This window comes from Pseudomonas sp. HC1(2025) (assembly GCF_058742075.1).
Genome location: NZ_CP196017.1, coordinates 1,249,197 through 1,264,292 on the forward strand (window position 1 = coordinate 1,249,197; position 15,096 = coordinate 1,264,292).

Annotated in this window: 11 protein-coding genes; 10 read left to right on the forward strand and 1 reads right to left on the reverse strand. The window is 62.2% G+C overall.

The genetic code is table 11. The annotated features are described in order from the left end of the window. Positions 1-19: 19 nt before the first annotated feature. A complete protein-coding gene (locus tag ACSSVH_RS05440) occupies positions 20-1,645 on the reverse strand; it encodes a glucan biosynthesis protein D (protein WP_169955694.1) in 1,626 nt (541 codons plus the stop codon). A 1,115-nt stretch (positions 1,646-2,760) separates the two neighbouring features. On the opposite strand from ACSSVH_RS05440, the gene ACSSVH_RS05445 reads away from it, so the two are divergent. From ACSSVH_RS05445 to lysS, 10 genes are all read left to right on the forward strand, one after another. Continuing rightward, positions 2,761-3,471, forward strand: coding sequence for a tellurite resistance TerB family protein (locus ACSSVH_RS05445; RefSeq protein ID WP_169955695.1), 711 nt, complete (start codon positions 2,761-2,763; stop codon positions 3,469-3,471). 147 nt (positions 3,472-3,618) lie between these two features. Then, positions 3,619-5,241 (forward strand): methyl-accepting chemotaxis protein, encoded by a 1,623-nt coding sequence (locus tag ACSSVH_RS05450; RefSeq protein WP_169955696.1) that lies wholly within the window; start codon positions 3,619-3,621, stop codon positions 5,239-5,241. Beyond that, positions 5,241-5,762 (forward strand): chemotaxis protein CheW, encoded by a 522-nt coding sequence (locus ACSSVH_RS05455; RefSeq protein WP_169955697.1) that lies wholly within the window; start codon positions 5,241-5,243, stop codon positions 5,760-5,762. Before ACSSVH_RS05450 ends, ACSSVH_RS05455 begins: the two co-directional genes overlap by 1 nt. Further along, on the forward strand, positions 5,762-7,027 hold the full coding sequence (locus ACSSVH_RS05460) for a CheR family methyltransferase (RefSeq protein WP_492634193.1): 1,266 nt from the start codon (positions 5,762-5,764) through the stop codon (positions 7,025-7,027). Before ACSSVH_RS05455 ends, ACSSVH_RS05460 begins: the two co-directional genes overlap by 1 nt. After that, positions 7,024-7,722 carry a chemotaxis protein CheW gene (locus ACSSVH_RS05465; protein WP_170042946.1) on the forward strand — a complete coding sequence of 233 codons (699 nt, stop codon included), beginning with the start codon at positions 7,024-7,026 and terminating at the stop codon, positions 7,720-7,722. Before ACSSVH_RS05460 ends, ACSSVH_RS05465 begins: the two co-directional genes overlap by 4 nt. Continuing rightward, positions 7,719-10,016 carry a hybrid sensor histidine kinase/response regulator gene (locus ACSSVH_RS05470; RefSeq protein WP_170042945.1) on the forward strand — a complete coding sequence of 766 codons (2,298 nt, stop codon included), beginning with the start codon at positions 7,719-7,721 and terminating at the stop codon, positions 10,014-10,016. Before ACSSVH_RS05465 ends, ACSSVH_RS05470 begins: the two co-directional genes overlap by 4 nt. Next, positions 10,013-11,023: a chemotaxis response regulator protein-glutamate methylesterase gene (locus ACSSVH_RS05475; protein WP_169955701.1), complete on the forward strand. Its 1,011-nt coding sequence runs from the start codon at positions 10,013-10,015 to the stop codon at positions 11,021-11,023. Before ACSSVH_RS05470 ends, ACSSVH_RS05475 begins: the two co-directional genes overlap by 4 nt. 51 nt (positions 11,024-11,074) lie before the next feature. Beyond that, entirely contained in the window at positions 11,075-12,076 is a 1,002-nt protein-coding gene (locus ACSSVH_RS05480; RefSeq protein WP_169865341.1) for a diguanylate cyclase, read from the forward strand. Between the two features lie 235 nt (positions 12,077-12,311). Then, positions 12,312-13,407 (forward strand): peptide chain release factor 2 gene (gene prfB, locus ACSSVH_RS05485; protein WP_104911704.1). Its coding sequence is split into 2 segments (ribosomal slippage): positions 12,312-12,383 and positions 12,385-13,407, totalling 1,095 coding nucleotides; the frame shifts between segments, so codons are not numbered across the junction. A gap of 110 nt (positions 13,408-13,517) precedes the next feature. After that, complete coding sequence (gene lysS / locus ACSSVH_RS05490; RefSeq protein WP_170042944.1) at positions 13,518-15,017, forward strand: lysine--tRNA ligase; 1,500 nt, start codon at positions 13,518-13,520, stop codon at positions 15,015-15,017. Positions 15,018-15,096: the final 79 nt, after the last annotated feature.

Below are 15,096 nucleotides of genomic sequence, written 5' to 3' on the forward strand. Positions count from 1 at the left end.
AGCGTGGGAACACCTGGCATCAGCTGTACTTGCGCTTGTCCGGTGCGGGTGGGAAGTACTGGTACAACCAGGTTTCACTCAAGGTACGGTCATTGGTGCGAATGAACAGACGCATCTCCACCGGCTCCACGCTGTCGCTGGTCGGGTACCAGTCGAAGAGGATGCGGTAACCCTTGATGTCATCCAGCACCAGCACGCTGAAGTCTTTTACTTCGCCATGGGAGCAGGTGACCACCGGCTCGATCCCGGTGCCAGCGGGCAGGCGGTCGAGGCCGCCGCCCTTGAAGTCCACGGCAAAACGACGAGCCCAGACCGGTGGGTAATGCTCACCCGGTGCCCAGCCTTCGGTGAAGCCGCCCATGCCGGAACGGGTCGCGTTGACTTGCGCCAGCGGCGTGCTGACCGGGGGCAGTGCGCTCCAATAGAGCTTGTAGCCAAAGTTCAGGGAGTCGCCGGCGGCCACCGGTTTTTTCGGGGTCCAGAAGGCGACGATGTTGTCCATGGTCTCGCCGGTGGTAGGAATCTCCAACAGGTCGACGGAGCCTTCGCCCCACGCGGTGGTCGGTTCCACCCACAGGCTTGGGCGCTTGCTGTACCAGTCGACGGTGTCCTGGTAACTGGCGAACTCATGGTCGGTCTGCACCAGGCCGAAACCTTTCGGGTCTTTATCGGCGAAGGCATTGAATTGCAGGGTGGCCGGGTTGTTCAGCGGGCGGCAGATCCACTCGCCGTTGCCGCGCCACATCGCCAGGCGATCGGAGTCGTGGATCTGCGGGTGGATGGTGTCGCACATGCGCCGCTCATGGGTGCCGCAACTGAACATGCTGGTCATCGGCGCGATGCCCATCTGCTGGATCGCGGTGCGTGCGTTGATATGGGCGTCGATGGCCATCACCACCTGGGTGGCCTGGCAGTCGATATCGAAGCGATAGGCACCGGTGGCGCTCGGCGAGTCGAGCAGGGCGTAGACCACGAAACGGGTGCTGTCCTTGTCCGGCGTCTCGAACCAGAACTGGGTGAAATCGGGGAACTCTTCGCGTTTGTCGGCGTAGGTGTCGATGGCCAGGCCACGTGCCGAAAGGCCGTACTGGCCTGTGTTATCCACCGCGCGGAAATAGCTGGCGCCGAGGAAAGACACCACGTCGTGGCGGTCCAGTTCCGGGGCCTTGAACAACTTGAAGCCGGAAAAACCCAGGTCGCCCTTGAGCTGCTTGGTATCGACCGTGGTTTTTTCATAGTTGAACAGCGACGGACGGAAATGCACCTCCCGCGCCTGGCGGGTCTTGGGGTCGACACTGTGCATGCGCACCGGGGTCTTGAAACCCATGCCGACATGGAAAAACTGCACGTCCAACTGGCCTTTGAGATCTTTCCACAGCGAATGATTGCCGTCGTAGCCGATGGCATTGAAATTCTGCGGGGTCATGGTCGCCAGGGTCGGCGGCAGCACCTGGCGGGTGTCCTGATACTGTTTGCCGGCCAGTTGCTTGGCTTGCAGCTTGAGCCAGTCGAAGTCGAACGCCTTGGCGTCGCCATCGGCTGCACGATTCCCGGCCCAGGCCTGGGCGGCCAGCAGGCCACTGGCCGATAGCCCGGTGTAGGCCGCGATGGCCATGGACGCTTTGAGCAAATTCCTGCGGTGCATAAATACAACCTGTGGTGAGCAATCCCGTGCCGTTCCTGGCGCGTGCTGGATCAGAAATAACGGTTCGGACATGCCTTCGGCCAAACGCAACGGACATTAAACAGATGCCAGATAGCTTAAGGGGTTCGGTAGGGAAGGAAAATTGATTGATAGCGGGATGATGGCGTTGCATATGAAACAAGACGTGTCAGCAGGGGAGGTTGCTGGGGATGGCTTTAGGTCGGTGTGTATATCCATTGCTGCGGTCACGGCCGCTATTGGTTCCGCTCTTACAGCGGGTCACTTTCGAAAAGCGCGAAAGTAACCAAAGCGCTTTTGCCCCACCACTCGGTGCCTCGCCTAGGCTCGGCATGCCCGCAGTCAGGCATTGCTCCGTGGGCCCGCCGCGATCGGCCATCCATGGCCGTGTCGCGGCTACCCCGGCATCCATGCCGGGGTGCCCACTGCGCAATACCTGCCTGCGGCCATCGTGGTTTAACGGGGCGCTTAAGATCAAAAGCCAGATCAAAAGCAGAGCAACAGCAAAGCCAGAGCGCGAAGCTGCCTTCCCCTGTAGGAGCGGGCTTGCCCGCGATGGCGGTGTATCAGTCGATAAATGTATTGGCTGATACACCGCCATCGCAGGCAAGCCAGCTCCTACAGAGTCCGCGCACGCCTCGACGATCAGGTCGGCTGTCAGGCCGCCTCGCTTTGCTTGTGATTTTGATCTTAGGCGCCCCGTTAAACCACGCTGGCCGTCATCCGATATTGATTTGGGGGGTAAACCGGCAGGACGCCGGTTTAGCCGCGCTGGGCCATGGATGGCCCATCGCGGCGGCCCCCCAAATCAATGTCGGATGACGGGCACACCGAGCCTAGGCGAGGTGCCGAGTGGTGGGGCAAGAGCCCTTTTGGTTACTTTTGGCTGGGCCGGCACTCCGGGCTCTTTTCCAAAAGTGACCCGCTGTAAGAGCGGAACCAATAGCGGCCCTGACCGCAGCAATGGATATACACACCGACCCAAAACCATCGCAGTTGAGTTACATCTGGAAGCACTCTATATCCAGGAATATTGGCACTTAGTTTTACGCTGACGGCCTATTAAACCTATGAACCCAAGTCTCTGGAGGCTATGAATGAATACCCGTGGATTGCTTGATCAATTGCTCAAGTCCGGCCAGGACATGTTGCAAAACAAGGCTGGCGGTCAACGTAAAGGTGATGACAAAGGCGCCCTGGGCGGCCTGCTCGGCGGTGGCGGGCTCGGCAGCCTGCTGGGCGGCGCAGGTGGTGGGGCGTTGGCGGCCGGGGCCATGGGCCTGCTGCTGGGCAACAAAAAAGCCCGCAACTTTGGCGGTAAAGCCCTCACTTATGGCGGCCTCGCAGCGCTCGGCGTGATCGCCTACAAGGCCTACGGCAACTGGCAGGCACAACAGGCCGGTGCGCCCAAAGGCGAGCCGCAGACCCTCGACCGCCTGCCACCGGCCCAGGTCGAACTGCATAGCCAGGCCATTCTCAAGGCGTTGGTAGCCGCCGCCAAGGCCGATGGCCATGTCGATGAGCGCGAGCGCGCTTTGATCGAAGGCGAGTTCGTCAAGCTGGACAACGACCAGGAGCTGCAACACTGGCTGCATGCCGAGCTCAACAAACCCCTGGACCCCAGCGATGTAGCGCGCGCCGCCAGCACCCCGGAAATGGCCGCCGAAATGTACATCGCCAGCGTCATGCTGGTGGACGAGGAAAACTTCATGGAGAAGTCCTACCTCGACGAACTGGCCCGCCAGCTCAAGCTGGAGCCGGGCCTGAAGACCGAGCTGGAAAAACAGGTGCGCCAAGCCACGCTCTGACCCGCCCGGTACAGAAAAACACCCCGCCGCCATCCAGGTTGCGGGGTGTTTTTGTATTCCTTGAGACTTGGCCCACAACCCATTGATAAATGATGGCACGGCCTCAGCTATACTCCCCGGCATTTGATCGGCCCTCGAGGAAATACTGTGAAGAACTGGACCTTGCGCCAACGCATATTGGCGAGCTTTGCGGTCATTATCGCCATCATGCTGCTGATGGTTGTGGTCTCGTACTCACGGTTGCTGAAGATCGAAACGAGCGAAAACTCGGTACGCGACGACGCCGTACCGGGGGTGTTTTTCAGCTCGATGATCCGCAGCGCCTGGGTCGACAGCTACCTGCAGACCCAGGAACTGATCGGGCTGCGTGAGCACCAGGGTATTTCCGACGCTGACCGCCAGGATTACAAGTCGTTCGAGGCACGCCTCGAGCAGCATATGGCCAGTTACGCCAATACGATCAATATCGACCAGGATCGTACCGAGTTCGACACCTTCGAAGCCCTGCACCAGAAGTACAACCAGGTGCTGGCCCAGGTCCTGGAACTGCACCAGGCCAACAAGGAAGCCGAGGCAGTCAAAATGTTCGACGAGCAACTGACCCCGGCCTGGACCGCAGGGCGCATGAAGCTCAATGACATCATCAACGAGAACAAGCAGGTGGCCGATAAAGCCACTGCGGCCATCGATGACGCCGTAGCTGCCGCGAAAATCAGTATGGGCGTGTCGCTGCTCCTCGCGATCCTTGCCGCCGGCCTGTGCGGGCTGCTGCTGATGCGCGCGATCATGGCGCCGATGAAACGCATCGTCGACATCCTCGAAACCATGCGCACCGGTGATTTGAGCAAGCGCCTGAACCTGGAGCGCAAGGACGAGTTCGGCGCCGTCGAGACCGGCTTCAACGACATGATGACCGAGCTGACCGCCCTGGTCTCCCAGGCCCAGCGTTCGTCGGTGCAGGTCACCACCTCGGTGACCGAGATTGCCGCCACCTCCAAGCAGCAACAGGCCACAGCCACCGAAACGGCGGCCACCACCACCGAAATCGGTGCGACCTCGCGGGAAATTGCCGCCACGTCCAAGGACCTGGTGCGCACCATGACCGAAGTGTCCACCGCCGCCGACCAGGCTTCGGTGGCCGCCGGTTCCGGCCAGCAGGGCCTGGCCCGCATGGAAGAAACCATGCACTCGGTGATGGGCGCCGCGGACCTGGTCAACGCCAAGCTGGCGATCCTCAACGAAAAGGCCGGCAACATCAACCAAGTGGTGGTGACCATCGTCAAGGTGGCCGACCAGACCAACCTGCTGTCCCTCAACGCCGCCATCGAGGCCGAGAAGGCCGGTGAATACGGGCGCGGCTTTGCCGTGGTCGCCACTGAAGTGCGGCGCCTGGCCGACCAGACTGCCGTGGCCACCTACGATATCGAGCAGATGGTGCGCGAGATCCAATCGGCGGTATCGGCCGGTGTGATGGGCATGGACAAGTTCTCCGAAGAGGTCCGGCGCGGCATGTTCGAAGTGCAGCAAGTGGGCGAGCAACTGTCGCAGATCATCCATCAGGTGCAGGCCCTGGCGCCGCGCGTGCTGATGGTCAACGAGGGCATGCAGGCCCAGGCCACCGGTGCCGAGCAGATCAACCATGCCTTGGTGCAGTTGGGCGATGCCAGCAGCCAGACCGTGGAGTCCCTGCGCCAGGCCAGCTTTGCCATTGATGAATTGAGCCAGGTTGCGGTGGGTCTGCGCAGCGGCGTGTCGCGTTTTAAAGTCTGATGAGTGATCCAGCGGCTAAACGCGGCGCGGTGACGGCAGCCAGAAAAGCCTTGTTCCTGGTGTTTCATATCGGCAGCGAGCGCTACGCCCTCAAGGCCACGGAAGTGGCCGAGGTGTTGCCGCGCCTGCCGCTCAAGCCCATCGCCCATGCGCCGGTGTGGGTCGCCGGGATTTTCGCCCATCGCGCCAACATGGTGCCAGTGATCGACCTCAGTGCCCTGACCTTTGGTACACCGGCCCAAGCCCGTACCAGCACGCGGCTGGTGTTGGTCAACTATCGCCCAGAGGCGTGGCTGGAGCCGCGCTGGCTGGGGCTGATCCTCGAACAGGCGACTGACACCCTGCGCTGCGATCCGGCGGATTTCCAACCCTACGGCCTGGACAATCGCCAGGCGCCGTACCTGGGCCCGGTGCGCGAAGACGAACGGGGCCTGACACAGTGGATTGGCGTCGCCGACCTGCTCACCGCCGAGGTCCGCGCCCTGCTGTTTGCCCCCGACCTGACTGTTGGGGAGGCGTGATGAGCAGTGACCAACGCTTTTTCGACTTCCTCAAGGAGCGTATCGGCCTGGATGTCGCCTCGGTGGGCGAAGCGATTATCGAGCGCGCCGTGCGCCAGCGCAGCCAGGCATTGCAGGGGCTGAGCGCCGATCAATACTGGCAGCGCCTGCAAACCAGCAGCGAAGAACAACAGGCGTTGATCGAAGCGGTCATCGTCCCCGAGACCTGGTTTTTCCGTTACCCCGAATCCTTCGCCACCCTGGCGCGGCTGGCCGTCACGCGACTGGGCGAGATCAAGCACATGCGCGCCCTGCGTATCCTCAGCCTGCCGTGCTCCACTGGCGAGGAGCCCTATTCCATCGCCATGGCCCTGCTCGATGCGGGCCTTTCGCCCCACCAGTTCAAGGTGCAGGGCATGGACGTCAGCCCGCTGTCGGTGGAACGGGCGCGGCGTGGGGTGTATGGCAAAAATTCCTTTCGTGGCCAGGACATCGAGTTTCGTGAGCGGCATTTCAGCGCCGAAGATGACGGCTACCGCGTCGCTGATCGGGTGCGTGAACAGGTGCGCCTGCAAGTGGGCAACCTGCTGGACCCGCAGTTGCTGGCCAACGAGCCGACCTATGACTTTGTGTTTTGCCGCAACCTGTTGATCTATTTCGACCAGCCGACCCAGAAGCAGGTGTTTGAAGTGCTCAAGGGCCTGACCCATGTCGACGGTGTGCTGTTTATCGGCCCGGCCGAAGGCAGCCTGCTGGGGCGCCTGGGCATGCGTTCGATTGGGGTGCCGCAGTCGTTTGCCTTCAGTCGTCATGCCCAAACCACACCCGAACCGGTCTTCACCCCGACACCGCCTCCGGTGCCTCAGCGCAGCGCCGCGCCGATTGCGCGTAAACCCCGGCCATTCAGTGCATTCGCCACGCCGGTGCTGCCGACCAAGCCGGCACCCGTGCACTCGGATGCGGCGCAGCTGCTCGGGCAGATCGCAACCCTGGCCAATGAAGGCAAAAGCCTTGAGGCCCGTGCGGCCTGCGAGCGCTACCTGCAAAACCATCCACCGGCGGCCCAGGTGTTCTATTGGCTGGGCCTGCTCAGCGATGTAGCGGGTAGCGCCCTGGAAGCCCAGGGGTATTATCGAAAAGCCTTGTACCTGGAGCCCCAGCATCCGCAGGCCTTGATGCACCTGGCCGCGCTGCTGGAATCCCAGGGCGATACGGCGGGGGCGCGGCGCTTGCAAGCCCGTGCTGCCCGTAGCGAGCGAGCCGCCGACAGTGAGCCTAAACGATGAGTAGCTCCGCACTCCCGGACACCGACCTGGACCTGACGGTGGCCGATACCCAGGCCATCGACGATTGCTGGAACCGCATCGGGATCCACGGCGATAAATCCTGCCCGTTGCTGGCCGAGCACATCCACTGCCGCAACTGTGCAGTGTATTCCGCTGCCGCCACCCGCCTGCTGGATCGTTATGCCTTGCAGCAGGAAGACCATCGGCATGCCGCCGCCGCGCAGGCGGACGATGAGGTGGCCACCCGGTCGTTGCTGATGTTCCGCCTGGGCGAGGAGTGGCTGGGCATCGCCACCCGTTGCCTGGTGGAAGTGGCGCCGCTGCAGCCGATCCATTCCTTGCCCCACCAGCGCTCGCGGGCGCTGCTCGGGGTCGCCAATGTGCGCGGCGCGCTGGTGGCCTGCCTGTCCCTGGTGGAACTGCTCGGGCTCGATAGCACGGGCGGCGGCCCCAGCGGCGGGCGGATCATGCCGCGCATGTTGATCATCGCCGCGCAGGACGGCCCGGTGGTGGTGCCGGTGGATGAAGTGGATGGCATCCATGCCATCGATGAGCGCACCCTCAAAGCGGCGTCTGCGTCCGGCACCCAGGCCAGTGCGCGCTACACCCAGGGTGTGTTGCAGTTCAAGGGCCGCAGCCTGCGCTGGCTGGACGAGGCGCAATTGCTGTCTGCCGTGACCCGGAGCCTGTCATGACCCCCGACCAGATGCGCGACGCCTCGCTGCTGGAACTGTTCAGCCTGGAAGCCGATGCCCAGACCCAGGTCCTGAGTGCCGGCTTGCTGGCCCTGGAGCGCAACCCGACCCAGGCCGACCAGCTCGAAGCCTGCATGCGCGCGGCGCATTCGCTCAAGGGCGCGGCGCGGATTGTCGGGGTCGACGCCGGTGTCAGCGTGGCCCACGTGATGGAAGACTGCCTGGTCAGCGCCCAGGAAAGCCGGTTGTACCTGCAACCCGAACATATCGACGCGTTGTTGCAGGGCACCGACCTGCTGATGCGCATCGCCACACCGGGCAACAGCGTGGGCCCGGCCGATATCCAGGCGTATGTGGCGCTGATGGAGCGCTTGCTGGATCCGTCGCAACCCACGGCCAAAGTGGTTGCACCGCCGCCTGTGACTGCGCCGCCTGCACAGCCGTTGCCGCCCCTTGAAGAGTCACTGCTATTGCCCCCGGAACCGGAGGCCGCGCCGCCCGTCAGCAGTGATACGCCGCGCCAGAACAAACGCATGACCGAAGGCGGCGAGCGCGTGTTGCGGGTCACGGCCGAGCGCTTGAACAGCCTGTTGGACCTGTCCAGCAAATCCCTGGTGGAAACCCAGCGGCTCAAGCCGTACCTGTCCAGCCTGCAACGCCTCAAGCGCATCCAGAGCAACGGCGCCCGGGCCCTGGACAACCTCGACGGCCAGCTCAAGACGGTCGACCTGAACCTCGAAGCCCAGGAAGCCCTGGCCGATGCCCGCCGCCTGTTGAGCGAAGCGCAGTTGCTGCTGGCGGAAAAGACCGCCGAGCTCGATGAGTTCGGCTGGCAGGCCGGGCAACGTGCCCAGGTGCTATATGACACGGCGCTGGCGTGCCGCATGCGCCCGTTTGCCGATGTGCTGGCGGGGCAGGCGCGCATGGTGCGTGACCTGGGCCGCAGCCTGGGCAAGCAGGTACGCCTGGAAATCGAAGGCGAGAAGACTCAGGTCGACCGCGATGTGCTGGAAAAACTCGAGGCGCCGCTGACCCATTTGTTGCGCAATGCCGTCGATCACGGCATCGAAATGCCCGAGCAGCGCCTGCTGGCGGGCAAGCCGGCCGAGGGCCTGATCCGCCTGCGCGCTTCGCACCAGGCTGGCCTGCTGGTGCTGGAGTTGAGCGATGACGGCAACGGCGTCGATCTGGAGCGCCTGCGCGGCAGTATTGTCGAGCGCAATCTGTCGCCGCTGGAAACCGCCTTGCGCCTGAGCGAAGAGGAATTGCTGACCTTCCTGTTCCTGCCGGGCTTCAGCCTGCGCGACAAGGTGACCGAAGTCTCCGGGCGCGGCGTCGGCCTGGATGCGGTGCAGCACATGGTCCGCCAACTGCGTGGTGCGGTGGTGCTGGAACAGACGGCGGGGCAGGGCAGCCGCTTCCATCTGGAAGTGCCGCTGACCTTGTCGGTGGTGCGCAGCCTGGTGGTGGAAGTTGGCGAAGAAGCCTACGCCTTTCCCCTGGCCCACATCGAACGCATGTGCGACCTGGAACCTGACGAAATCGTACAGTTGGAAGGCCGCCAGCATTTCTGGCACGAAGGCCGGCATGTCGGCCTGGTCGCGGCCAGCCAGCTATTACAGCGCCCGCCCGGGCAGGCCAACCAGGACACCCTCAAGGTCGTGGTGATCCGCGAGCGCGATGCGGTGTACGGGATTGCCGTGGAGCGCTTTATCGGCGAACGCACCCTGGTGGTGTTGCCGCTGGATGATCGCCTGGGCAAGGTGCAGGATATTTCTGCCGGCGCGCTGCTGGACGACGGCTCGGTGGTGCTGATCGTCGATGTCGAGGACATGCTGCGTTCGGTGGACAAGCTGCTCAATACCGGTCGCCTGGAGCGCATTGCCCGCCGCGCGCAGCAAACCGTGGAGGCTGCACGCAAGCGCATTCTGGTGGTGGATGACTCACTGACCGTGCGCGAACTGCAGCGCAAGCTATTACTTAATCGTGGATATGACGTGGCGGTCGCCGTCGATGGCATGGATGGCTGGAATGCTCTGCGTTCCGAAGACTTCGACCTGCTGATCACTGACATTGATATGCCTCGCATGGACGGTATTGAATTGGTCACACTTTTGCGCCGAGACACTCGCCTGCAGTCGCTGCCGGTGATGGTTGTGTCCTACAAGGATCGCGAAGAAGACCGGCGTCGCGGCCTGGATGCCGGCGCCGACTATTACCTGGCCAAGGCCAGTTTCCATGACGATGCCCTGCTCGATGCAGTGGTAGAACTGATTGGAGGCGCCCGGGCATGAAGATCGCCATCGTCAATGACATGCCCCTGGCGGTCGAGGCCTTGCGCCGGGCCTTGAGCTTCGAGCCGGCCCACGAAGTGGTGTGGGTGGCCACCAATGGCCTGGAAGCGGTGCAGCGCTGCGCCGAGCTGACGCCGGACCTGATCCTGATGGACTTGATCATGCCGGTGATGGATGGCGTCGAGGCGACCCGGCAGATCATGGCCGAGACGCCATGCGCTATCGTTATCGTCACCGTGGATCGCCAGCAGAATGTCAGCCGTGTGTTCGAAGCCATGGGCCATGGCGCCCTGGACGTGGTGGATACCCCGGCCCTGGGGGTTGGCGATGCCAAGGAGGCGGCCGCGCCCCTGTTGCGCAAGATCCTCAATATCGGCTGGCTGATCGGCCAGCGCGGCAGCCGGGTGCGCGCTGAACCTGTGCATCCGCGAGGGACGGGCAAGCGCCAGAGCTTGGTGGCGATCGGCTCTTCGGCCGGTGGCCCGGCGGCGCTGGAAACCCTGCTCAAGGGCTTGCCTCGGGACTTTGCCGCAGCCATTGTGCTGGTGCAGCATGTGGACCAGGTGTTCGCCGCCGGCATGGCCGAGTGGCTGAGCAGCGCCTCGGGCCTGCCGGTGCGCCTGGCGCGTGAAGGGGAGCCGCCGCAAAGCGGCGTGGTGTTGCTGGCCGGCACCAATCATCATATCCGGCTGCTGAAAAACGGCACGCTGGCCTACACGGCGGAGCCCGTGAACGAGATTTATCGGCCGTCCATCGACGTGTTTTTCGAGAGCGTCGCCAGCCATTGGAACGGCGATGCCGTCGGCGTCTTGCTGACCGGCATGGGACGCGACGGAGCCCAGGGACTCAAATTGATGCGTCAGCAGGGCTATCTGACCATCGCTCAGGATCAGCAGAGCTGTGCGGTTTACGGCATGCCCAAAGCGGCAGCGGCGATTGATGCCGCTGTTGAGATTCGCCCATTGGACAGAATTGCGCCACGATTGCTGGAGGTATTCGCAAAATGACCGATATAACTCGCTGTCCTGGCCTGCACGTAGTAATTCAGGTGACCGCAAATGAATGATTTACAGCTCGACGACTTCAAGACCGACGAAAACGCCGCCATGGTGTTGCTGGTGGACGACCAGGCGATGATCGGCGAAGCCGTGCGGCGCGGTCTGGCCCATGAGGACAATATCGACTTCCACTTCTGTGCCGACCCCCACCAGGCCATCTCCCAGGCGATCCGCATCAAGCCGACGGTGATTCTCCAGGACCTGGTCATGCCCGGGCTGGACGGCCTGACCCTGGTGCGTGAATACCGTAACCATCCGGCGACCCAGAACATCCCGATCATTGTGCTTTCAACCAAGGAAGACCCGCTGATCAAGAGCGCCGCGTTTGCCGCCGGGGCCAATGACTACCTGGTGAAACTGCCGGACAACATCGAGCTGGTGGCGCGGATCCGCTACCACTCGCGCTCCTACATGACCCTGCTGCAGCGGGACGCGGCCTACCGTGCGCTGCGGGTCAGCCAGCAACAACTGCTGGACACCAACCTGGTGCTGCAACGCCTGATGAATTCCGACGGCTTGACCGGGTTGTCCAACCGCCGGCACTTCGACGAATACCTGGAGCTGGAATGGCGACGCGCCATGCGTGACCAGACCCAGTTGTCGTTGCTGATGATCGACGTGGACTTCTTCAAGACCTACAACGACAGCTTTGGCCACCTGGAAGGGGACGAAGCATTGCGCAAGGTGGCGGCGAGCATTCGCGACGCCAGCAGCCGTCCTTCGGACCTGCCGGCGCGCTACGGGGGCGAAGAGTTTGCCCTGGTGCTGCCCAACACCTCGCCGGGTGGTGCGCGGCTGGTGGCCGAGAAACTGCGCCAGGCCGTTGCCGCGCTGAAAATCCCGCACATCGCACCCTCTGAAGGGGCGAGCCTGACCATCAGCATTGGTCTTGCGACCATGACGCCACTGCTGGGGACCGATTGCCGGCAATTGATCTCGGCAGCGGACAAGGGGTTGTACCTGGCCAAGCACAATGGGCGCAACCAGGTGGGGATCGAATAGCCTGCGAACACCGCCAACCCAATGTAGGAGCTGGCTTGCCTGCGATGGCGTCTCCTCGGTCTACTTGATACACCTAGTCGTCTGTATCGCAGGCAAGCCAGCTCCTACATTTGATCTTTATCGGGCTGTAGATATCACACAAACCCAGCCTTTTCGGCCAAGCGGACTGCCGTTTCCAGCCTTTTGCCGTTATACTCGCCGGCTTTCAAAAGTTCGCCAACGAGTGCTGCCCGCCATGGAAATCAACCCGATCCTGAACACCATCAAGGACCTGTCCGAGCGCTCCGAAACTATTCGGGGGTATCTTTGACTACGATCAAAAGCATGAGCGTCTGACCGAAGTCAATCGCGAGCTTGAAGATCCGGCTGTCTGGAACAAACCTGAATACGCCCAGGAACTGGGCCGCGAGCGCGCTGCGCTGGCGCAGATCGTCGACACCCTCGACGAATTGAACACCGGTCTGGGCGACTGCCGCGACCTGCTGGACATGGCCGTCGAAGAAAACGACGAAGGCGCAGTGGGCGATGTCGTCGCCGAGCTGGCCCGTCTCGAGGACAACCTCGCCAAACTCGAATTCCGCCGCATGTTCAGCCACGAAATGGACCCGAACAACGCCTACCTGGATATCCAGGCCGGTTCCGGCGGCACCGAAGCCCAGGACTGGGCCAACATCCTGCTGCGCATGTACCTGCGCTGGGCTGACAAACGCGGTTTCGAAGCAACCATCATGGAACTGTCCGCCGGTGAAGTTGCCGGTATCAAGGGCGCGACCGTGCATATCAAGGGTGAATACGCCTTTGGCTGGTTGCGTACCGAGATCGGCGTACACCGCCTGGTGCGCAAGAGCCCGTTCGACTCCGGCAACCGTCGCCACACTTCGTTCTCTGCGGTTTTCGTCTCCCCCGAGATCGACGACAAGGTGGAAATCGAGATCAACCCGGCCGACCTGCGCATCGACACCTACCGCTCCTCCGGTGCCGGTGGCCAGCACGTAAACACCACCGACTCGGCCGTACGTATCACCCACGTACCGACCAACACCGTGGTCAGTTGCCAGAACGAACGTTCCCAGCACGCGAACAAGGACACCGCCATGAAAATGCTGCGGGCCAAGTTGTACGAGCAGGAAATGCAGAAGCGCAACGCCGCTTCCCAGGCACTGGAAGACACCAAGTCGGATATCGGCTGGGGCCACCAGATCCGTTCGTATGTGCTTGATGCGTCGCGGATCAAGGATCTGCGCACTAACATCGAACGCAGCGACTGCGACAAGGTACTCGACGGCGATATCGACGAATACCTGGAAGCCAGCCTGAAATCAGGCCTGTAATACATGCAACGCGGGATTGGCTGACACTCCTCGATCCCTGTGGGAGCGGGCTTGCCCGCGATCCCCAGCCGCAGGCTGGGGACAACGAACCAGATGGAATATTTAAAGACATGAGCGACCAACAACTCGATCAGGCCCTGCAACAGGAAGAAAACTCCTTGATCGCCCTGCGCAAGGAAAAGCTTGCTGCCGAGCGTGCCAAGGGTAACGCCTTCCCCAACGACTTCCGCCGCGAAAACTACTGCGATGCCTTGCAGAAGCAATACGCGGACAAGACCAAGGAAGAGCTGGCAGAAGCTGCGATCCCGGTCAAGGTGGCAGGTCGCATCATGCTCAACCGTGGCTCGTTCATGGTGATCCAGGACATGACCGGGCGCATCCAGGTCTACGTCAACCGCAAGACCCTCTCGGAAGAAACCCTGGCCTCGGTGAAAACCTGGGACATGGGCGACATCATTGCCGCCGAAGGCACCCTGGCCCGTTCCGGCAAAGGCGACCTGTACGTCGAAATGACCAACGTGCGCCTGCTGACCAAGTCGCTGCGCCCGCTGCCAGACAAGCACCACGGCCTGACCGACACCGAGCAGCGCTATCGCCAGCGCTACGTCGACCTGATCGTCAACGAAGAAGTGCGCCAGACGTTCCGCGTGCGCTCGCAAGTGATCGCGCACATCCGCAGCTTCCTGATGGCCCGTGACTTCCTCGAAGTCGAGACGCCGATGCTGCAGACCATTCCGGGCGGCGCGGCAGCCAAGCCGTTCGAAACCCACCACAATGCCCTGGACATGGAAATGTTCCTGCGTATCGCGCCAGAGCTGTACCTCAAGCGCCTGGTGGTCGGTGGCTTTGAAAAGGTGTTCGAGATCAACCGCAACTTCCGTAACGAAGGTGTCTCGACCCGTCACAACCCAGAATTCACCATGTTGGAGTTCTACCAGGCCTACGCCGACTACGAAGACAACATGGACCTGACCGAAGAACTGTTCCGCGAGCTGGCGCAACTGGTTCTCGGGACTACCGACGTGCCGTACGGCGACAAGGTGTTCCACTTCGGCGAGCCGTTCGTGCGCCTGTCGGTGTTCGATTCGATCCTCAAGTACAACCCCGAGCTGACCGCTGACGACCTGAACGACATCGACAAGGCTCGCGCCATTGCCAAGAAAGCCGGGGCCAAGGTCCTGGGCTTCGAAGGCCTGGGCAAGCTGCAGGTGATGATTTTCGAAGAACTGGTGGAGCACAAGCTGGAACAGCCGCACTTCATTACCCAGTACCCGTTCGAAGTGTCGCCGCTGGCCCGTCGCAACGACGACAACCCGAACGTCACCGACCGTTTCGAGCTGTTTATCGGTGGTCGCGAAATCGCCAACGCCTACTCTGAGCTTAACGATGCGGAAGACCAGGCCGAGCGTTTCATGGCCCAGGTGGCTGACAAGGACGCCGGTGACGACGAAGCCATGCACTACGACGCCGACTTTGTGCGGGCGCTGGAGTACGGCATGCCGCCAACGGCCGGTGAAGGTATCGGTATCGACCGCCTGGTGATGTTGTTGACCAACTCACCGTCGATCCGCGATGTCATCTTGTTCCCGCACATGCGGCCGCAAGCGTAACCTTAGCGAATCCCGAAGCCGCCTTTTATAAGGCGGCTTTTTTGTGTGGCCTGTACTAACGTCAAACGTACGGCGCCAG